Origin of the sequence: Streptomyces sp. NPDC014894 (assembly GCF_043080985.1) — a bacterium.
GTDB lineage: Bacteria > Actinomycetota > Actinomycetes > Streptomycetales > Streptomycetaceae > Streptomyces.
On sequence record NZ_JBIBWD010000015.1, the window covers coordinates 1 to 20047 of the forward strand.

Consider the following 20047-nt stretch of genomic DNA (forward strand, 5'->3'; position numbering starts at 1 on the left):
CGTCACCGCCGCCGCCGCACTCGACGCCTACTGGGCCGACGGCCAGATGGAGAAACAGACCCTCGCCCGCGGCGAACAGGTCGAGAACGCCCTGCGCGCCCTGACCGGCGAGCACGGGGAGGCCCGGTTCCGGGGCCGCGGTCTGGTCTGGGGCGTCGAGTTCGCCGACCGGGGCCGGGCGTCGGCGATCTGCGCCCGCGCCTTCGAACTGGGGCTGCTGCTGGAGACCTCGGGCCCCCTGGACGAGGTCGTCAAGATCCTGCCGCCGCTGACCGTCACCGCCGAGGAGGTGAGCGAGGGGATGAGCGTGCTGTCCCGTTCCATCCGTGAAACCGCGTAATCCGCCCGATCACCGCCGAACAGGAAGGCACCGCCCCGCCATGCTCATCCGATCCTTCAAGGACATCGAGAACACCGACCGCCATGTGAGGGCGGCCTCGGGCACCTGGGAGAGCAAACGCATCGTGCTCGCGAAGGAGGGCGTCGGCTTCTCGCTGCACGAGACGACCGTCTACGCGGGCACCGAGACGACGATGTGGTACGCGCATCACATCGAGGCCGTGCTCTGTGTGGAGGGCGAGTCCGAGCTGACCGACGAGGAGACCGGCGAGACGCACACGATCACGCCGGGCACGATGTATCTCCTCGACGGACACGAGCGGCACACCCTGCGGCCGAAAACGGACTCGCGCTACATCTGCGTGTTCAACCCGCCCGTCACGGGCCGTGAGGACCATGACGAGAACGGCGTCTATCCACTGCTCACCGACGGCGGGACGGGCCGGGCATGACGGCCTCGGCCGCCGAGGCGCACTCGGCCCCCCGTAAGAAGGCCGTCTTCCGCACCCCGCGCCCCGAGGACGGCTTCGCCGTCTGGGAGCTGGTGAGGAACACCCCCGGTCTGGACGGCAACAGCCCCTACTTCTACGTCCTGTGGTTCCGGGACTTCGCCGACTGCTCGCTGCTGGCCACCGTGGACGACGAGATCGTCGGCTTCCTCATCGGCTACCGGCGTCCCGAGCGGCCGGACACGTACTTCGTCTGGCAGACCGCGGTCAATCCGCGGCACGGCGTTCCGTTCCTCGGCGTACGGCTCTTCGAGGCGGCGGCCGACCGGCAGCGGGACCTCGGCGCCCGGTATGTCGAGGCAACCGTCTCCGCCGACAACAAGGCCATCCTCATGGTGCTGCGGCAGTACGCGCGCAAGCGGTCGGCGGAGACGACCGACGCGGTGCTGTTCCCGGCCGGTCTGCTGGGCGAGGGCCATCACGACGAGGTCCTCCACCGGATCGGCCCGCTCTCCGGCGCTCCGTCCGCGCCGGTACGGGCGGGCTGAGCCCCCGGCCCGCGCGGGGCGGCCCCGGCCGGGGCCGCCCCGCTCCGTCGTCGCGCGGCCGGGTCGGGCAGCCGTCGCACGGCCTCACGCACCGGCCGTCCGGGGCCTGCCCGGGGCGCGGAACGTCGTGCGATAGGCGCTGGGCGAGGTGCCCATGGCCGTGTGGAAGTGCTGGCGCAGATTGGCGGCCGTGCCCAGCCCGGTCCGGGCCGCGATCTGCTCCATGGTCAGATCCGACTCCTCCAGCAGCTCCCGCACCCGCTCCACCCGTTGCTGGACGAGCCAGTTCATCGGCGTCATCCCGACCTCGTCGCGGAAGCGGCGGTTGAAGTTCCGTACGCTCATCGCCTCCCTGGCCGCCAGCCGCCCCAGGGTGATGGGCTCCTGGAGATGCCGCAGCGCCCAGGCGCGGGCGGCCGAGGTGCTGGACGCGGCGGGGTCCGGCACGGGCCGCCGGATGTACTGGACCTGGCCGCCCTCGCGGTGCGGCGGCACGACGGTGCGGCGGGCGACGTCGCTCGCCACGGCCGTGCCGTGGTCGCGCCGGATCATATGCAGACACAGATCGATCCCGGAGGCGCAGCCCGCCGAGGTCAGCACGTCCCCGGAGTCGGTGTACAGGACGTCCGGGTCCAGTTCGACCCGCGGGAACAGCCGGGAGAAGGCGTCGGTGTACCGCCAGTGGGTGGTCGCGGGACGCCCGTCCAGGAGTCCGGCGGAGGCGAGCACGAAGGCGCCGGTGCAGATGGAGGCCATCCGGGTGCCGGGGCGTACGGACGCGAAGGCCGCGGCGAGCGGGGCAGGCAGGGCCGGGTCGTCCTGGACGTAGTCCTCGTGCGACGACAGGACGATGACGGTGTCCGCCTCGGCCAGCGCCTCGGGGCCGTGCGGGACATTGACGGTGAAGTCCCCGTCCGTGCGCACCTCACCGGCCCGCAGCGCGCAGGTGGCCACCTCGTACAACGGCTCCCCCTCCGCCGAGCCGCCCGCTCTGGCCTGGCCGAACAGCTGGTGGGCGATGCCCAGTTCGATGGGGAGCAGGACTTGGCGGGCGAGGACGGCGACGCGGTGCCGGCCGGGGTGGGAGAAGACAGGCATGGCCACATTCTTGCGCATGTGGTCCATCCAGCCACTCGTGGGAGCGTGACTCCTCGCCCAGGCTGGGGAGATGCCTCAGCCGACTCGCACCCCGCCCACCGCCGCGCCGCGCCGGTCCGGGCCCCGTCTCCACCGCTCCTGGGTGATCGCCGCCGCCGCGGGCGCGGCCATCGTCACGGCCGGCTCCTTCACCACCGTCCCCGGACTGCTGGTGAATCCGCTGCACGAGAGCTTCGCGTGGGACCGGGGTCAGATCGCTCTCGCGGCCTCGGTGAACATGGTGCTCTTCGGGCTGACGGCGCCCTTCGCGGCGGCCCTGATGGACAAGGTCGGCATCCGCCGGGTGGTCGCGGGCGCGCTCCTGTTCCTCACCGCGGGCGCTCTGCTCACCAGCGTCATGACCCGGCCCTGGCAGCTGGTCGCGTACTGGGGGGTGCTGATCGGGCTCGGCAGCGGCTGTCTGACCATGACCTTCGCCGCCAGCATCACCAACAGCTGGTTCGTCGAGCGGCGCGGTCTGGTCACCGGGGCGCTCAGCTCCTCCAGCCATCTGGGCCAGCTGCTCTTCCTGCCGCTCCTGGCCTGGGCCGTGGACCACTACGGCTGGGAGCCGCCGGTGGTGACGCTCGCGTTCGTGGCGCTGGCGGTGGCCGCCCTGACGCTTCTGCTGCTGCGCGACCACCCGGCGGACGTGGGCGTGAAGCCGTACGGGGCGGCCGAGTTCACGCCCAAGCCCGAGGTCACGTCCGGCGCGGCACGGCGGACCCTGGCCGTGCTCTTCCGCGCCGCGCGCACCGGACCGTTCTGGCTTCTCGCGGGCGTGTTCGTCATCTGCGGGGCCTCCACCAACGGCATCATGTGGAGCAATTGGGCCCCCGCCGCCCACGACCACGGCATGCGGACCACGGCCGCGGCGTCGATGCTGTCCCTGATCGGCGTCTTCTCCGCCCTGGGCGCGGTCTTCTCCGGCTGGCTCACCGACCGCTTCGATCCCCGCCGGCTGCTGACCGGCTACTTCGCGGTCCGCGCGCTCACCCTGCTGGCGCTGCCGATGGTGTTCACCTCCGAGGTCACCCCCTTCATGATCGTCTTCGTCGTCGTCTACGGCCTGGTCGACGTCGCCACCGTGCCCCCGGTCATCGCGCTCAGCAGCCGTGTCTACGGCGACGACGGCCCCATCGTCTTCGGCTGGGTCAACACCGCCCACCAACTGGGCGCGGGAGCCTCGGCCTTCCTGGGCGCGACCGCGCGGGATCTCTTCGGCACCTACGACGTGGTGTGGACCGCGCTGAGCGCGGTCTGCCTCGTCGCGGCCCTGATGGCCCTGGTCGTCCGCGTCCCGCCGGGCCGCCCCGGGCTCCCCGGGCTCTCGGGCGCGGAGCCCGGGGAGCCGGCCGACCGTGCGGTGGAGCGGTCGGCGCGATAGGCCCTTCGCTCCGGCCCATGAGCCGCTCACCGGGCCGCGTCCGGTGGGCCCGGGCTGCTCGCGAGGCGGGAGTCTTGACGGTCTTCTGATGGACAACGGACCGCTCTTGACGGGGGTTTGACGACGGCGGCGGCCTGCTGTCAGGAGGCCGTCAAATCCTCGGCGACGCGCCCGCGCGGCCGTGCCGCCGGGCCTAGATTCCCCTTCGGCCGTTCCGGGTCGCGCACGTCAGCGGCATGACGGCGGAGGGCGATCCCGTCCGGCCGGGTACGCGACGGCACTTCCCCCGTCGCGTCCGCGTGCGGCCCTGCCGTCGCCGCTCCCCCGGCGGCGGCACGGCCGGCACGGCTCCCATGCCCTCCGTCCCGGCGCGCCCGGGACGCACAGGGCCGGTCTTCCATCAGAAGGTCTCCGCGATGTCCTCAGCCACGCACCGGCAGGTCCCGACCGCTTCCCGGGACCGCGCGCCCTCGCCCGCGCCCGTCCCGGCGGACGGAGACGGAGGAGGCCGGCGGCCGCCGGGCCGGCGCAGAGGGGCGAGCGGTCTCTTCGACCCCGTACAGCTGCTCAGGTCGTTCCCCGACGCGCTGCGCAAACTGCATCCGCGGGCGCTGGCGAGGAATCCCGTGCTGTTCGTCGTCGCCGCCGGATCGCTGCTCACCACCTTGTCCGCGCTGGTCCACCCGTCCGTCTTCACCTGGGTGATCAGCGTCTGGCTCTGGCTGACGGTGATCTTCGCCAATCTCGCGGAGGCCGTCGCGGAGGGCCGGGGGAAGGCCCAGGCGGAGTCCCTGCGCCGGGCGCGTACGGACACCCTCGCCGTACGGCTGCGCGACAACTGGCGGATCGGCACCCATGTGCCGTCCGCCGAGACGGAGACCGTGCCCGCGGCCGAACTCCAGCCGTTCGACTTCGTGGTGGTCGGGGCAGGGGCGACGATCCCCGCGGACGGCGAGGTCGTGGACGGCGTCGCGGCGGTGGACGAGTCGGCCGTGACGGGCGAGTCCGCGCCCGTCGTCCGGGAGTCGGGCGGCGACCGGTCCGGCGTCACCGGCGGGACCACCGTGCTCTCCGACCGCGTCGTCGTCCGCGTCACCTCCCGGCCCGGTCACTCCTTCATGGACCGGATGATCGCCCTGGTCGAGGGCGCCTCCCGGCGGAAGACCCCGAACGAGCTGGCGCTGAACATCCTGCTCGCCGCCCTGACCACCGTCTTCGTCCTCGTGGTCCTCGCCCTCCAGCCCATGGCGGCCTACGCGGACGCCGCGCCGTCCATGACGGTCCTCGTCGCCCTGCTGGTGACCCTGATCCCCACGACCATCGGCGCGCTGCTCTCGGCGATCGGCATCGCGGGCATGGACCGGCTCGTCCAGCGCAATGTCCTCGCCATGTCGGGCCGGGCCGTCGAGGCGGCGGGCGACATCAGCACCCTGCTGCTCGACAAGACCGGCACGATCACCCTCGGCGACCGCGAGGCGGCCGACTTCGTGGCGCTGCCCGGGGTGGACGAGCGGTCCCTCGCCCGGGCGGCCCAGCTCTCCTCGCTGGCGGACGAGACGCCCGAGGGACGGTCGGTCGTCGTCCTCGCCAAACGGAAGCACGGGCTGCGGGAGCCCGCCGAGGGGGAGCTGAGCCGGGCCAGGTTCGTGTCGTTCAGCGCGCGGACCCGGATGAGCGGGGTCGATCTGTGGTGGGACGACAGGACCGCGCGCCATGTCCGCAAGGGCGCGGCGGCGGAGGTGATCGGCTGGGTGCGGACGCGGGGCGGCACGGTCCCGGCCGAGGCGCGGTGGTTCGCCGACGCGATCGCCGCGTCCGGCGGCACTCCGCTGCTGGTCGCCGTGGACGACTGGGACGGGCCTCGCGTCCTCGGCGCGGTCCATCTGAAGGACGTGGTGAAGGACGGCATCGGGGAGCGGTTCGCGGAGCTGCGCCGGATGGGCATCCGCACGGTCATGATCACCGGCGACAATCCGCTGACCGCGCGGGCCATCGCGGCGGAGGCCGGGGTCGACGACTTCCTCGCGGAGGCGACTCCCGAGGACAAACTCGCCCTCGTCAAACGGGAGCAGGAGGGCGGCAGGCTCGTCGCGATGACCGGCGACGGCACCAACGACGCGCCCGCGCTGGCCCAGGCGGACGTCGGCGTGGCCATGAACACCGGCACCTCGGCCGCCAAAGAGGCCGGCAACATGGTCGACCTCGACTCCAATCCCACCAAGCTCATCGAGATCGTGGAGATCGGCAAACAGCTCCTCATCACCCGGGGCGCGCTCACCACCTTCTCCATCACGAACGACGTCGCCAAGTACTTCGCGATCATCCCCGCGATGTTCACCGGGGCCCACCCCGGTCTGGAGGCGCTCAACGTCATGGGGCTGCACAGCCCCACGTCCGCGATCACCTCGGCGATCATCTTCAACGCCCTGATCATCGTGGCGCTGATCCCGCTCGCCCTGCGGGGCGTGCGCTACACCCCGGCCTCGGCGCACGATCTGCTGATCCGCAATCTGACGATCTACGGCCTCGGCGGGCTCGTGCTGCCCTTCGTCGGCATCAAACTGATCGATCTGGCCGTCTCCTCGATTCCCGGCCTGGGCTGACCGGCGTCCCGGGGCGGCGCGTACGGGGCCGACGCGTGCGGGAGCGGGCTCGTACGGGAACGGGCTCGTGCGGGAACGGGCTCGTGCGGGAACGGGCTCGTGCGGGAACGGGCTCGTGCGGGAGCCGACGTGCGGGGCGGTCCATGTGCAAGGGAGCCGCCCGTAGCGCCGCCAGCGGCCTCAGGCCCTGGACAGCGACGTTAGTGCCAATTAACTTAGCTTACGTCGGGCGATGTCACGCACTCTCACCTCCAGCGGCTCCGCACTGGTGGTGAAGGGTGACTGGCGCTCCCGGCCGCCGCCATCCGATCCGACGCCATCGAGACGAACAGCCGAGACACGTTCACTTTCCATGGCGCAGGAAGCCCCTCCGACCGCGAAGGCCGCCGATGCTGAACACGTTTCCCTCCGACGGGCTCGACCTCGGCCTGGTCGACTTCCTGAGCCTCGAAGGGACCGGGCGCGACGTCTTCCGCGGCTGGTGCCACGAGGGTCTGCCGCTGCGGGCCTTCGGCGGACAGGTCGCGGCCCAGGCCCTGATCGCGGCGGGCCGGACGGTCCCCGAGGGGCGGACCGTGCACTCGCTGCACGGGTACTTCCTGCGCGCCGGGAGCACGGCGCTGCCGGTCGTCTACCGGGTGGAACGGCTGCGCGACGGCGGGTCCTTCGTGACGCGCCAGGTGTCGGCGGAGCAGGACGGGGAGGTCGTCTTCACCCTCTCCGCCTCCTTCAAGTCCGCCGAGCGGAGCTATGACCGCCAGCCGGTCATGCCCGCGGCGCCCGACCCGGCCGCGCTGCCCGATCTGTACGAGGTCTGGGCGGCGCACGACCGGGAGGACCTCGAACAGCAGATGTACCGGCACGCGCTGGAGGTCCGCCGGGCGCCGGATCCGGCCGAGCCCTCCTCCCCCGGCGCGACGGAGCAGAAGCTGTGGATCCGCGCCTCCGGGAAGCTGCCGGACGATCCGCTGATCCACGCCGGCTCGCTCACCTACGCCTCGGACCTCTTCCTCGCGCCGACGGCCGCCCTCGCGGTCGAACCTCCCCGGCCGCTGCGCGGACGGCCCTCCGCGGTCTATCTGACCTCCCTCGACCACGCGGTCTGGTTCCACCGCCCGTTCCGCGCGGACGAGTGGCTGTTGTTCTCCCAGCGCAGCCCGTCGTCGTCGGACGGCCGCGGGCTGGCCTTCGCCGACGTGTGGAGCCGGGACGGCCGGCTCGTCGCGCACGTGGTCCAGGAAACGGTCCTGCGCCCCCTGCGCGAACCCCGACGCTGACGGCCGCCGGTCCGGTCCGCCGAACGGCGCGACCGGTCTACCAGTAGTGCCGCCGTCCTCCGACGGCGTGCCCCAGGGCTCCCAGAGCCCACAGCACGACCCCGATCGCGATAAGGACGATACCGATCGTCCACAGCACGTTGAGGCTGGTCACCAGGCCGATGACCAGAAGAATGACTCCGAGGATGATCATGACGCCTCCGATTCGCGGAACGGCCTCCTCGCTCCAGTGTCGTCCCGCCGCGCCCACCGCACCACGCGGCGGGCTTCCGGACCGGTGGTGTCAGGGGCGGGTATCCGGGTACGCGACGCTCTGTCACCCGTTCGAAACGACGATGGGGAGCGCATATGTCGAAGATCGAGGAATCCGTCGAGGTCGCCGTGCCCGTGAGCACGGCCTACAACCAGTGGACGCAGTTCGAGGAGTTCCCGCGCTTCATGGACGCGGTGGAGCGGATCGAACAGCGCACCCCCACCCTGACGCACTGGGTCACGAAGGTGGACGGGGTGAGCCGCGAGTTCGACGCGAAGATCACCGAGCAGCTGCCCGACGAGCGGATCGCCTGGACCACGGTCGAGGGCGAGGTCCGCCAGGCCGGCGTGGTCACCTTCCACCGCCTGGACGACACCCGTACCAAGGTCATGCTCCAGCTCGACCACGATCCGCAGGGCATCGCCGACACCGTCGGCGACAAACTCGGCTTCGTGCGCCGCGGGGCCAAGAGCGACCTCAAGAACTTCAAGGAGTTCATCGAGGCCCGCGGCTCCGAGACCGGCGCGTGGCGCGGCACCGCCTGACCGCCCGCCCCGGCCCGCGCGCACGGCGCGCGGGCCGCTGCCCCCAGGGCCCACGAGGGCCCGGCCGGACCCGGCGTCGCCGGGTCCGGCCGGGCCCTCCGGCGTGGGTGCACGGCGTGTACGGCGTGTACGGCGTTCTCGCGCCGGGCCCGGGCCCTCGGGCATCGGACCGGGACACGCGCGCACACCTCAGGTGAGTTCCGCCGCCCTGCTCGTGGCGCATCCCTTCATCGCGTCCCACACGCCCTGCCCCAGGCTCTCGAAGAGCTTCTCCGGGTTGTCCTGGAGATAGCCGACGATGTCGTCCCACGTCCGGACGTCGAACGTCAGGTCGAGAGCGAACCCGACGAGGTGGACGCCGGCGAGATACGCGTCGCAGTCGGCCGTCAGCCGCAGCCGCGCCGTGTCGCCGTCGATCCTCAGGTCGAAGCCGCCCCCGGCCTTGACCCCGACGAGGGTGCCGCCGGCGATGGGGATGCCTCCGAGGAGGGCGCCCCGGGGCAGCTCCACGCCGAAGTCCAGGCCGACGTCGGCGGAGGCGTGCAGTCCGCTGTCGGTGTCGAGGACACAGCTGATCCGCGACTCCAGGATGGTCAGAAGGTCGGTTTCGAGGGCGAACTCGAAGCCGTCGGCGCCGAGCCGGGCCTCGACGGCGGCGGAGGCGCCGAGGAGGGCGATCCTGCCGGAGAGGGAGAGGATCGTCTCGGGGAGGCGGTGTTCCTTGATGCCCCGGGTGTCCAGGAGATATCGGGGGCCCTTGACGCCGTCCTTGTCCGAGAGGGTGAACCACTCGCCGATGGTGACGGGCCGGGCGATCGCGCTGTCGGCGTACACGCCGTCGTTGCCGACGCCGACCTCGAAGCGCCACTCGTCGCCGAAGAAGTCGATGTTCCCCTTGCCTCGGCAGCCCTGGTCCCAGTGTTCGCCCAGCGGGCTGGTCCAGCCGCCGGGGGCCGTCACGGCGCAGAACATCAGCTCGTGCAGAACGATCTTCTTCAGGAAGGCGAGCGCCTCCGGCGGGGCGACGACGATCGCCAGGACGTCCCACAGGGAGACGCCCTTGTCCCGGTCGGCGGTGGTGAGGGAGAAGCGGAACACGGTGACGAAGGGCTCCGGTTCCAGACCGCCGACGACGTCCAGCTCCAGTCCGGCCGGGCCGACCCGGATGGTGCCGCCCATGCCCAGGGTGAGCCCGCTCGTCCCGCCGCCGATCTGGGCCCAGAGCGCCTCGATGTCGAAGCCCTCGATGCCGAAGGCGTTCTTCCAGGCGGGGCCGGGCGGCGGGTCGCCCTCGGGGGCACGGCGGGCGGCGGCGTACCCGGTCCGCGCGTCGCCGCCGTACCCGGTCCGACCGCCGTCCCCGGTCCGGCCCGCCACGCCCGCGGCCTCGTGCCCGGTCCGACCCGCGACGCCCGGAGTTCCGTGCCCGGTCCGGCCTGCCACGCCCGGCCGGGTGTGGCCGAGCCGTCCGTCCGGGCCGCGCACGGCGGCGGCCGGGAGGATCGTACGGCCCCGGCGGTCCAGCGCGAAGGCGGAGCGGCCCGGGTCGAGCCGGCCGGCGACGGCGTCGGCGCCGAGAGCGGAGTCGGCGGGCCGGAGGGTGAGGAAGAGCGAGAGGCCCTCCTCGGACACCGTGCCGCCTGCGTCGAACCGCAGCGGTGTCTCCGGCGCCGTGCCCATCGCGGGGACGGTGAAGTTCCACGAGGTCGCGAGGGTGATCCTGAGCCGGGCCGGCTGGATCTCCACCTCCAGTCCGCCGAAGCCGTGCCGCAGTCCGCTCTCGGCCACCGAGGCCCGGAACACCGAGTCCAGCACCGGTGAGGCGAGGACCGCCTCCAGTCGGACGCCGCCCGCGTCGCCCCCGAGCAGCGCCCCGAGCGGCTCCAGCGGTCCGGTGAAGCCGATCTCGGTGAAGAAGGTGAGGCCCTTGTCCAGGGCGTCCGGGAGCGTGTCCGGGGCGGAGTCCGACGCGAGGGCGACGCCGTCGGCGGAGCAGACGGCCAGACCGGACTTGGCGAAGGTGATGCCGCCGAGGAGGCCCAGGGCCTCGGACCAGCCGGGGACCTGGTCCGGCGACCAGGTCCAGCCGTCCTGCCAGAAGGCGGCGGCGAACAGGGTGCCGGAGTCGCCCTCGGCCGCCTTCCCGACCAGCGTCAGCGCCTTCGTCCCGGCGAAGTCGACCGTGCCGCCGACGGCCAGTTCATAGCCTCCGCCCTCGTCGGCGTCGCCCGCGCGGGCCCCGCCGAGGCGCAGTCTCACGGTCGTGTCCCGCAGTTCGACCTCGGGCAGGCCGTCGGGCAGGGGGACGTCGACGCGGCAGGCGAGCGCTTCGAGCAGGGCGGTCAGGTCCACCTCCGGGAGGGCGCCGCCGAGTTCGAAGGCTCCGGGGAGGTGCCAGGCGGCGTCGAAGAGGACGCCTCCGCCGCCGTCGGCCGGGCCGAGCCCCGCCTTCGCGGCGAGGGTCCCGGCGGTCTTCGCGCCCGCGTCGGGGAGGTGCGCGGCCGGGGTCGTCGCCGTGCCTTCCCGGAACTCCGCCCGCTCCGCCTCGCGCGCCAGCTCCAGGGTCGCCTCGTCGAGCCGCAGGACGGACGCCCCCACGCCGATGTGCCACTCGGTGGCCACGGCGGCCGACAGCGTGTACTCGCCCCGGGTGGGGGCGGCCGTGCCGCGGAACTTCCTCAGCGTCAGATCCGGCGCGCCGCCGAGGTCGGCCCCCGGGAGGAAGTGCCGGAGCACGTCCACGAGCCGGGCCTGTTTCCCTTCGTCCAGGGTCAGTTCGAAGTCGCCGGGCGGGATCTCCGCCGAGGCCCGCAGGGCGATCGCGCCCGCGAAGGTGAAGTCCCCGTGTCCGGTGACGGCGGCCGAACGGCTCGGCCGGAGCGGTGCGGTGACGGTCAGCCGGGCCCCGACGCCCGTCACGGCGAGATCGTCCCCCACGACGGGCCAGGAGACCTCGGGCCGCGCCACCGCCTCGGCCGTGATCGCGGCCAGGGCCTCGGCCGGCCCCCGGGCGACCGCCGTCACATCGACAAAGGCGCTGACGTCCGCGAGCCGGACGGCGTCCCCGAGGGCGAACCCCTGCGCGGTCAGCTGTCGTACGGCCGCTCCGGTGCCGTACCACCCTTCGAGGACGCTCAGATCGACGTCGCCGCCCGGCAGCACGTCCGCCGTCAGGACGATCTCGTCACCGGTCACGGGGAGCGGAGCGCTCAGCGTCACGCCGACGCCCGCCCCCGGCACGAGGTCCGCGACCAGGCGGAGCCCGTAGGCCAGGGCTGGGCCGTCTCCGCCGGATCCGGCCCAGAGGGCGAAGTCCCCGCCGAACTCCGCCGACGGCTCGGGTACGGAGGAGAGCGCGATGTCCGTCACGACCCGCGCGCCGACCGGGCGGCGGAGCACCTGGCCGGTCAGCGAGAGGAGACCGCCCGGGGCGCGCACCAGATCGGCGAGCGGCCCGAGCGGCGCCGGGTCCCGGACCTCGGGCGCGTGGAGGGTGAGACCGGCGCCGAGGACGGGGCGGCCGTCGCGGGCGGGCCGGGGCACGGAGGTGAGCAGCAGTTCGGGCCGGCGGTCGCCGAAGGCGAGGCCGGCCAGATCGCTGCCCCCGGTGTCCGGGAAGGAGTCGGCGAGGGTCCAGCCGGCGGGCGTCGCCAGGGGGACGAAGAGGGTGGGCTCCCGGTCGACGGGGTCGAGACCGAACTCGACGCCGGTGACGGGGGCGCCGGTGAGCCCGAGGACGGCGACTTCGCCGCCGAGGACGACGGTGCTCGACTCCGGCCGGTCCTCCCGGCTGACCGCCCGGACCGTGAACGTCCTGTCCTCGAACCAGACTCCGACGAGCGCGGCCGCCGGCCCGCTGCCGAGATCGGCCGCCGCGAGGGTGAGGGTGTCCCCGGCGGTGTGCCGGTCGAGCAGCGCTTGGAGTTCGGTGAACCGCATACGGGACCTTCCGGGCGGAGGCGGGCGGGCGTACGGGAGGGCCGCCCCCGTACGGACCGCTCGGCGCGGGCGTACGGGCGCGGGGCTGCGGGAGCGGGCGGACGGGCGGGCGGGCGGGCGGGCGCGGGCGGACGGTCCTGCGGCCGCCCCTCCCTCTCGTCAGCCCGCCAGCTGCCGGGCGATCACCTTGCGGGCGTTGTCCGTCAGGGCCCCCGCGATCTCGTCCTGGCGCAGGCCGATGCCGTCCTGGACGCCCTGGATGAAGCCGTTCTTGATGTCGGAGGTGTTGAGGACGGAGTGCACCGCCTGGTCGGGCAGTCCTTCGACGTGGACGCCGATGTCCAGCCGGTCCGGGTCGATGTCGACGGTGAGCGAGCGCAGTCCGAGGGTGAGGTTGTCGGCGTCGGGCCCCGAGAAGGTCAGTCCGAGGGCCGCGGAGGCCTGGCTCACGGTGGTGGTCATGGTGCCGTCGAGATGGTCGCCGCTGTTGACGAAGGTCGCCACGACGGAGGCGTCGACGGTGATCGGCGTGCCGGAGATCCGGCCGAACCTCAGGGTCGCGTCGACGCCTTCGGCGACCAGGACGGCGTCCTCGGCGGGGACGGACACATCGGCGACGCCGTTGATCGTGACGTCGTTCAGGGTGAAGTTGACCGGCACGCCCATGACTTGGTGGTCGCCGAGGTCGATCGTGTCGATCGAGAGCGGGTCGAGCGGCGGATCGTCGGACGACCGGACGACGGTCGGCGGGTAGAAGCCGGAGCCCGGGTCGTCGAGGGCGGCCCGCACCCGGTCGAAGAGATAGACGTCCAGGGGGCCGTCGCCCGACGGGGCCCGGCCGCCCTCGGGGAGCGCGCCCGTGCCGAGGGCGCCGTCGAGCGCCGTCGCCAGCTGGTCGGTGACGGCTCCCGAGAACTGGGCGCGGAAGTCGTCCGCGCCGATCGCGTCGGAGAGCCTGGCGGTGAGGGCCTCGGCGGCGTCGGGGCTGTCGAAGGCCAGGACGGCCGCTCCCTTCCATGCCTTGCGGTTCAGATCCGTGATCGTGTCGCCGTCGATCGTGAGCCGGTCCTGGTCCAGGGCGTACACCGGTGTGGAGACCACGGTGACGGACTCGACCGTCGTCTTCGCCGTACGGCCGGATCCGCTCCCGGCCGTCTCGACGCTCAGCAGGACGTCGAACACCAGGTTCTCGATGGTGAACAGGAACGACCCGCTCCCCTCGATCGTCTGGGACGGCCAGTCCACGCCGTACTTCCTCAGTCCCTCGGCGGGCACTTCGGTCGGCGGCTTCAGCGTCTCGTCGAGCGCGGCCGCGCCGGAGTCGCGGGCGGCGCTCTCCTCGCCCTCCGGGTCGTCGATCACCACGACGTGCTGGACGAGCCGGTAGGAGCCCTCGACGGTGATCCGGGGCTGATAGCCGTGGCTGTCGTAGGCGGCGGCCGTGATCCGTGCCGTGCCCCGGTAGCCGTTCTCCGTCGCGACGACATCGCGCAGATCGCCCGCGGAGGCGTTCGGCAGACCGGCGACGGTGACGGAGAGCAGCGTCAGCGCGGGGAACTGGTCGTCGCGGTCGCGCTGGCTGTCGAAGTCGTCCAGGCTCTCCGGGATGCCGCTCGCTCCGTCGCGGCTCGCCAGGTCGTAGGCGTGGCCCACGAAGTTCCACCAGGCGACGGCGATGGAGTCGGCGGCCGTCGTGCCCGTGTCGCCCGACAGCTCGCCGAGCGCCCAGGAGTCCACCGCCAGCGGCGACAGGGCGCGGCCGTCGGGGGTGCGGATCGGCTCCAGGGTCTTCGGCAGCCAGTACCGGCTGTCCGGATCATCGACCCGCTTGCGCAGGGTGGCGTAGACGAAGTCGACCAGGGCCGAGGTCATGGCGTCGCTCCTTCTCGGGAGGGGTGGTCCCGGTGCGTGGTGGTGGTGGGAGGGGCGGTCAGGGCCGCCGGTCGACGATGTGCAGCGCCAGGTCTTCCAGGGCGTACCGGTAGCGGCCCGCGGGAAAGGGGCGAAGCAGTTCGATGGCCTCCAGCGCCTGGGCGCGCGCGTCGGCGTAGGCGCGGGAGTAGCCGGTGGTCGCGCGTACGCGGGCGACGCAGCGTTCCAGCTCTCCGGCTTCCAGCGGTTCCCCGCGCATGACCCGGCTCACCCGGTGGTCGGGTCCCAGTTCCTCCATCGCGTACACCAGGGGCAGGGAGGCCCGGCGGCGCAGGAGGTCCATGCCGCGCGGTTTGCCGGAGTCGGCCTCGTCCTGGGCCAGGTCGAAGAGGTCGTCCATGACCTGGAGGGCCCGGCCCAGCCGGCGGCCCGCGAAGCCGGCGCGGCGGGCGTCCGCGGTGCGCCCGTCCGCGAGGGCGACGCCGGCCTCGGCGGCGAGGCCGAGGAGGACGGCGGTCTTGCGGTCGGCGGTCCGCCAGTAGTGCTCGATCAGCCGGGCCGGCTCCTGGTTCAGGTCGGTGCGCAGTTCGTCGAGTTCGCCGCAGCCGATCTGGAAGGCGGTGTCGAGGACCAGCTCGATGAGGGTCATGTCGCGGTCCCGGTCGACGGTGCGGACGAAGCCCCGGACGGCCTGGACGAATTGGAGGTCGCCGACGAGCACGGCGGTCTCGGTGCCGCGCGCGGCGTTGACCGAGGGCAGTCCGCGGCGGAGCGCCGAGCCGTCGACGACGTCGTCGTGGATGAGGGTCGCCACATGCAGCATCTCCAGGGAGACCGCGCCCTGCAGCACTTTGCCGGGCAGCGGCCCGGGGCCGAGCACCATGCGCGCGGCGAGGAGGAGGATCGCCGGGCGGAGCCGTTTGCCGTGTCGGTAGAGCGCGCGCTCGGTGTCGCTGAGATAGTCCCGCTGGGGTGCGAGCGCTTCGTCGAGGATGGTGTCGTAGCGCGGGCGGTCGTCGGCGAGCGGCCCGGTCCAGATGTGGGCGGTGACGTCCTCGGCGGGGGCGCTCGGATCGAGGATGAGCACGGTTCAGGACCGCCCGTCCCCGGGGAGGCGGTAGCCGTCGAGGCCGGTGAGCGCCGCGTGGCGGAGGGTCTCGGCGATCGAGTCGCGGAGCAGTTCCTGGACGAATCGCATGGTCCGCAGCCGCTCTCGGGCGAGTTCTCCGGAGGGGCCGTGCCAGTCGGCGTCGTCGATGTGCAGGGCGAGCGGGGGGAGGGTCACGGCGGGTTCGCCGCCGGCCGGGTCCAGGGTGATCCGGACGTTGTCGAGGCGGGCGTGGCAGTCGCCCTGGTGGAGGGTGTCGGTGGCCGGTTCCCGTTCGCGGGCCCTGGCCTCGTAGGCCTCCTTGCCGAATGCGCGGTAGCGCGCGCGGTGTTCGTCGGTGAGGGTCAGCCACTCCTCGGGTTCGTTCTCGGGGTCCTCGGCGTAGGTGCCGTGGACGAGTCCGATGTAGCGCGCCACTTCCTCGGGTGTGGTGGCGCGGACCTCGCCGGAGTGCTGTTCGATGGAGTCGTAGACCTCGTGCTGGGTCATGGGGCTGGTGCTGTCGCCGGTGTTGCCGGTGTCGTTGACGGCGGTGGCGAACCGCTGGGCGGCGTCGAGGGCGTCGCCGTAGTCGTCCTGGTCCTCGGCGGCCGCGAAGCTCATCTCGAAGGAGAGGGCGCTGGTGACGTTGACGTACTGGATGAACGCGTTGGAGTTGTAGCTGGTCCGCTGGTCGGGGTCGGTCCAGTCGTTGACCGGGTCGGCGTCGTCGGCGGGCGTCTGGGGGTCGGTGGCGGCGAAGGTGTGCTCGGACATGTTCCGGGTGACACCGTTCTTGCGCCAGTTCTTCCGAAGGGTGCTGGAGGTGTCGAAGACGCCGTAGAAGGTCTCGTTGGTCTGCCCGTAGGTGATGAGGAGTCGCTGTCCCTTCTCCGTGCGCATGAGTCGGTCGCGGTGGGAGTCGGCGCGGTCGCGCCATTTGCGCAGGGTGGCGTCGTCGGGCGGGTCGTGCGCGACGGCGGCGCGGCTCGTGGCGGGGAGGGTGGGCCGGAGAGCCTCGTCGGCGAGCGGGCGCAGACCGCCCGCGGTGTCGAGGTCGCGGATGTCGTCGGGGCGGGCGTCGAGGGCGTACCGGCCGGTGAGGACGAGGGCCGGGATGCGGTACGCGCCGTGCTGTCCGGCGACGGGCTCCGGCCGCCCTTCGGCGTGGATCTTGAGCGCGCCGAGCCGGATGCTGAGGGAGCCGGTGGGGTAGCCGACGGTGTCGGGCATCTCCACGGTGCGGGCGAGGGGGTAGCCGGGGGTGTCCGCGAGATACAGGGGCCGGGGTGCGGGGTACGGAGTGCTCACGTACGTCTCCTGCGGTGTGTCGTGGACCGGTGGACGGGATCGTGGACCGGCGGACGAGAGCGTGGACCGGCGGACGGGAGCGGGTCAGGAGACGTCGGCGGTCCCGCTGACCATGAGCATGTCGCCGTGGGCGCTCAGCTCCGGCGAGGTCAGCCGTATCAGGACGGTCCCGCCGCCGATCGGGAAGGAGCAGCCGATGGGCTCGCCGAGCGGGATGTCGGGGGTGAGGCCGGTGACTTTGTCCTTGACGATCCCGGGGGCCGCCTGGGCCAGATCGTTGACGAGGCCGGACAGCACGTCGGCGAGGGGTGTCTTGGGGTTGAAGGCGACCTGTTCGAGGTCGAGGCCGGTCACCTGCACGGTGAGAGCGGTGTCGGTGAGGCCGGTGGCCTGGACCGTGACGACGGGCGGGTCCGGCTGGTAGGCGACGTCGAACTCGACGGGGGCTGCTCCCATGGCGGTGCGTCTCCTGACGGTCGGTGTGCCGGCGTCGGTCCGGCGGGGGTTTCCGCGCCGGCCGGGCGGGTGTTCCCGGCGTCGGTCCGGCGGGTGTTCCCGGTGCCGGCCCGGTCGGTGTTCCCGTGCCGGCCGGCTGGGCGGCGGCCGTCTCGTGCTCGGCCCGGTGGGGCGCCGGTCACGATTCGTGCCCCGCCTTGGTCAGCGCGCAGCCGCCGCTGCCGTCCGGGGAGAGGGGTACGAGGTCGAGTTCGGCGTGCCAGTCGATGTCGACGCCGGCCGAGGCGGTGGTCGGGTCGGAGCCGATGCTGAGGTTCGTGACCCGCCGGAAGGTCGCGTCCCACCGGGCCGAGGCGACGTACTGGACGGTCTTCTCGTCCTTGGCCAGCTGGGTGTCCGCGTACTGTCCGATCGCGGCCGTCAGCAGGGTGGTCAGCAGTTCTTTGCCGATCAGCGTGAACACCTGCTTGTCCGTCGGCCAGTCGACGGGCTCGGCGGGCTCGGCCCTCGCCGTGGTCGCCGTGCTCACCGCGGTCGTCGAGGCGAGCACCAGGTGGGTGGGGATGACGTCCACGCGTACGAGGCTGAGGGTGACCGTCTGCCCGAAGAGGCCCTGGGCGGGGATCTGGAGCGACTGGAGCAGGGTGGCGCCCTGGTTGAGGAGGGTGGGCACGACGATGTTCTTGACGATGATGCTGGTGGGGCCGTCGGGCAGGTTCTCCAGCCAGGCGCCCAGGGGGACGGCGGTGATGCCGCCGCCGGACGGCGTGACCTGGAGGGCCACCGTGACCTTTCCGGTGACGCGGGGCAGGGGTGTGCCGCCGACCGTGCAGTCCGCCTGGAGCTGTTCGGCGACGACTTGGAGCACTCCGGAGTCCGGGAGGGCCGTGACTCCGTCGGCCTTGATCATCTTGCCCCAGAGGTCCGCGTCGGGCGGGGCGAGGACGAGGGCGGGGGCGTCCAGGAAGTCCCAGGCGAAGGTGTAGGCCGTGCCCTCGACGGGGTCCGGGGCGACGCTCCCCCGGAATCCGTCGCGATGCTGGTCGTGGGCCTTCTGGAGGCCCGAGTTGATGGCGTCGGTACCGACTCCGACCGCGAGATCGAACGTGGATTCGCTCACGTCGCCATCCAAAGGCACCCCCGGTCGGACGCACCACCGCTTGCCGCGTGCTGTCGCAAAACGACGCTCGGACGGTGCTCATCAGGTCAGTTCGCACGCCGGAGCGCCAGGAGCGCGGGAGGGGGCGCGTATCCCTTGCGCACCGGTATGACCTGGGGAGGCTGTCGTAGGTTTTGCCCCGCCCTCAGCCGTTTCCTACTACCAAATCAGGCCATCTTGGCAGGAAACATAGGCTTCTTACCGGACATGTCCCCTTACCGGGATGTCCGTCTCCCCGGACGCGGGACCGTGATACCGGATCGGCGGCGCCGGGCACCGAGGTCGGTGGGCGGGGCCGCCGCCGCACGACCGGGCGCCGCCCCGGGCGGGGCCCGTGACCATCACCTCGGACAGAGGGAGTCGGAACATGACGTACGACCTTGCGGTCGGAGCCGATGTCGGCATCGTGAACAGGGCGGCCGAGGAGATCTACGACCAGCTGTATCCGCGCTACTTCACCGGTTCCGAACCGTACGACGCCGGAGACGCCCCCATCACGGTGACCTGGGACGTCAGAACCGCCCCCGTCCTCGACCTCACCCCGCCCGGCTACGCCGAGCACGAGCTGCGCGCGCGCTTCGCCGAGGGCGGGGCGGGGCGGTTCACCGAGGACGAGGCGGCGCGGCACGCCGGCGTGCTGCGCGCCTCGCTGGACGGGAGCGCCTTCCAGGCCGTCCTGCGCCAGGTGCATGTCGTGGTCGACACGGAAGGGGGGAATCTGGTCGAGGGGGATGTGACCGTGACGGTGGACATCCAGGCCAGTACGTCCTCGTCCGGCCTGCTCACCCTGAACCCCGTCCGGGCCGTGGCCAGTGACATCGGCGAGGTCCAGCGAGTGATTCTGGACAATGTCGTGCTGCCCGCCGTCCTCGACCAGGCCCGCCGGATCCTTTCGGGCGTCACCCTGCCCCAGCCGGACATCCCGGTGCTGAATCTGTCGACCCCGGTCCCGGTGATCCGGCCGGGGCGGGCCGTGGCCGTCATGAATCTGATGGAGCACGGGATTCCGCAGCCGCCCTTCCCGGACGACTGGCCGACGGGCCCGTTCTTCGCCCTGCTCGGCAAGGACACGGTCCAGCGGATCACCGAGGCGGCCACGGCGTATCTCGACGGGACGCCGTTCAACGCCGGAGACTCGGAGGACTTCGGCATCGGCACCGGCTACTACCAGGCGACGATCGTCGTCGACCGGATCCGGTGCGAGGTCGTGGACGCCGACATACCGACCGTGCGCGTCCAGGCCGCCGTGACCGGCAGCGGAAGCGCCGGCATCGACTGGCTCTGGGGCGGTTCGACCGACGCGTACTACGATCTGCGGCTCGAACCGGACCCCGTCGTCACCCTCGCCCTCTCGATGTCCGGCACCACCCTCACGGCCACGACCGACAGCGTCAGCTCCTTCGACCTGGAGATCTATCCGCACGACGACCTCGTCAGCGTCATCGCCTCCTGGGTGGCCGACGCCCTCTCCTCCACCCTCGGCGATCTCGTCGGCGAAGCGCTCCGGGGCATCGGCTTCACCCTCGGCGACCTCCCGTCCGTCAGCGTCGACGTGGACCCGATCCGGCTCGACATCACACCGACGGATCTGACCCTCGGCCGCTTCGGCGACGCGCTGTCGCTCCGGGGGGACGTCTCGATCGACTGAGGCGGCCGGGCGGGCGGTCCGGTCCGGCGGCCCTGAC

16 protein-coding genes are annotated in these 20047 nt (G+C 72.5%); 8 read left to right on the forward strand and 8 right to left on the reverse strand.

Annotated features, from left to right (window positions below; genetic code table 11):
* The 3 genes from ACF089_RS29070 to ectA all read left to right on the forward strand — a co-directional run.
* Positions 1 to 340, forward strand: a 340-nt coding sequence (locus ACF089_RS29070) for an aminotransferase class III-fold pyridoxal phosphate-dependent enzyme (protein ID WP_392032777.1), incomplete at its 5' end; no start/stop codon positions are given.
* 40 nt (positions 341 to 380) lie between these two features.
* The gene (locus tag ACF089_RS29075; RefSeq protein ID WP_392032780.1) at positions 381 to 791 is read left to right on the forward strand and encodes an ectoine synthase; all 411 of its coding nucleotides are present in this window, start codon (positions 381 to 383) and stop codon (positions 789 to 791) included.
* Positions 788 to 1336, forward strand: coding sequence for a diaminobutyrate acetyltransferase (ectA, locus tag ACF089_RS29080; RefSeq protein ID WP_392032783.1), 549 nt, complete (start codon positions 788 to 790; stop codon positions 1334 to 1336). The genes ACF089_RS29075 and ectA overlap by 4 nt, the downstream gene beginning before the upstream one ends.
* A gap of 84 nt (positions 1337 to 1420) precedes the next feature.
* On the opposite strand, the gene ACF089_RS29085 is transcribed toward ectA, so the two are convergent.
* Positions 1421 to 2434: a GlxA family transcriptional regulator gene (locus tag ACF089_RS29085; protein WP_392032786.1), complete on the reverse strand. Its 1014-nt coding sequence runs from the start codon at positions 2432 to 2434 to the stop codon at positions 1421 to 1423.
* A 70-nt stretch (positions 2435 to 2504) separates the two neighbouring features.
* Here ACF089_RS29085 and ACF089_RS29090 point away from each other — a divergent pair, with 70 nt between their 5' ends.
* The 3 genes from ACF089_RS29090 to ACF089_RS29100 all read left to right on the forward strand — a co-directional run bounded on the left by ACF089_RS29090 (position 2505) and on the right by ACF089_RS29100 (position 7740).
* Positions 2505 to 3860 (forward strand): MFS transporter, encoded by a 1356-nt coding sequence (locus ACF089_RS29090; protein WP_392032789.1) that lies wholly within the window; start codon positions 2505 to 2507, stop codon positions 3858 to 3860.
* 416 nt (positions 3861 to 4276) lie between these two features.
* Positions 4277 to 6463: a potassium-transporting ATPase subunit KdpB gene (gene kdpB, locus ACF089_RS29095; protein ID WP_392032792.1), complete on the forward strand. Its 2187-nt coding sequence runs from the start codon at positions 4277 to 4279 to the stop codon at positions 6461 to 6463.
* 389 nt (positions 6464 to 6852) lie between these two features.
* Positions 6853 to 7740: an acyl-CoA thioesterase gene (locus ACF089_RS29100; RefSeq protein ID WP_392032795.1), complete on the forward strand. Its 888-nt coding sequence runs from the start codon at positions 6853 to 6855 to the stop codon at positions 7738 to 7740.
* 37 nt (positions 7741 to 7777) lie between these two features.
* Here ACF089_RS29100 and ACF089_RS29105 read toward each other — a convergent pair whose 3' ends face one another.
* Positions 7778 to 7933: a DUF6131 family protein gene (locus tag ACF089_RS29105; protein ID WP_392032799.1), complete on the reverse strand. Its 156-nt coding sequence runs from the start codon at positions 7931 to 7933 to the stop codon at positions 7778 to 7780.
* Between the two features lie 155 nt (positions 7934 to 8088).
* Between ACF089_RS29105 and ACF089_RS29110 the strand changes: the two genes are divergently transcribed.
* Positions 8089 to 8538, forward strand: coding sequence for an SRPBCC family protein (locus ACF089_RS29110; RefSeq protein WP_392032802.1), 450 nt, complete (start codon positions 8089 to 8091; stop codon positions 8536 to 8538).
* Between the two features lie 189 nt (positions 8539 to 8727).
* Here the strand turns inward: ACF089_RS29110 and ACF089_RS29115 are convergent, their stop codons facing one another.
* The 6 genes from ACF089_RS29115 to ACF089_RS29140 form a co-directional block, all read right to left on the reverse strand.
* A complete protein-coding gene (locus tag ACF089_RS29115) occupies positions 8728 to 12477 on the reverse strand; it encodes a hypothetical protein (protein WP_392032805.1) in 3750 nt (1249 codons plus the stop codon).
* Between the two features lie 159 nt (positions 12478 to 12636).
* The gene (locus tag ACF089_RS29120; RefSeq protein ID WP_392032808.1) at positions 12637 to 14349 is read right to left on the reverse strand and encodes a hypothetical protein; all 1713 of its coding nucleotides are present in this window, start codon (positions 14347 to 14349) and stop codon (positions 12637 to 12639) included.
* Between the two features lie 58 nt (positions 14350 to 14407).
* The gene (locus ACF089_RS29125) at positions 14408 to 15436 is read right to left on the reverse strand and encodes a polyprenyl synthetase family protein (RefSeq protein ID WP_392032811.1); all 1029 of its coding nucleotides are present in this window, start codon (positions 15434 to 15436) and stop codon (positions 14408 to 14410) included.
* A 3-nt stretch (positions 15437 to 15439) separates the two neighbouring features.
* The gene (locus tag ACF089_RS29130) at positions 15440 to 16747 is read right to left on the reverse strand and encodes a hypothetical protein (RefSeq protein ID WP_392032814.1); all 1308 of its coding nucleotides are present in this window, start codon (positions 16745 to 16747) and stop codon (positions 15440 to 15442) included.
* Between the two features lie 84 nt (positions 16748 to 16831).
* Positions 16832 to 17203: a hypothetical protein gene (locus ACF089_RS29135; RefSeq protein WP_392032817.1), complete on the reverse strand. Its 372-nt coding sequence runs from the start codon at positions 17201 to 17203 to the stop codon at positions 16832 to 16834.
* Positions 17204 to 17381: 178 nt separating this feature from the next.
* Positions 17382 to 18323 (reverse strand): hypothetical protein, encoded by a 942-nt coding sequence (locus ACF089_RS29140; RefSeq protein ID WP_392032819.1) that lies wholly within the window; start codon positions 18321 to 18323, stop codon positions 17382 to 17384.
* Between the two features lie 406 nt (positions 18324 to 18729).
* Here ACF089_RS29140 and ACF089_RS29145 point away from each other — a divergent pair, with 406 nt between their 5' ends.
* The gene (locus tag ACF089_RS29145; protein WP_392032821.1) at positions 18730 to 20010 is read left to right on the forward strand and encodes a hypothetical protein; all 1281 of its coding nucleotides are present in this window, start codon (positions 18730 to 18732) and stop codon (positions 20008 to 20010) included.
* The last annotated feature ends 37 nt before the right edge of the window (positions 20011 to 20047 follow it).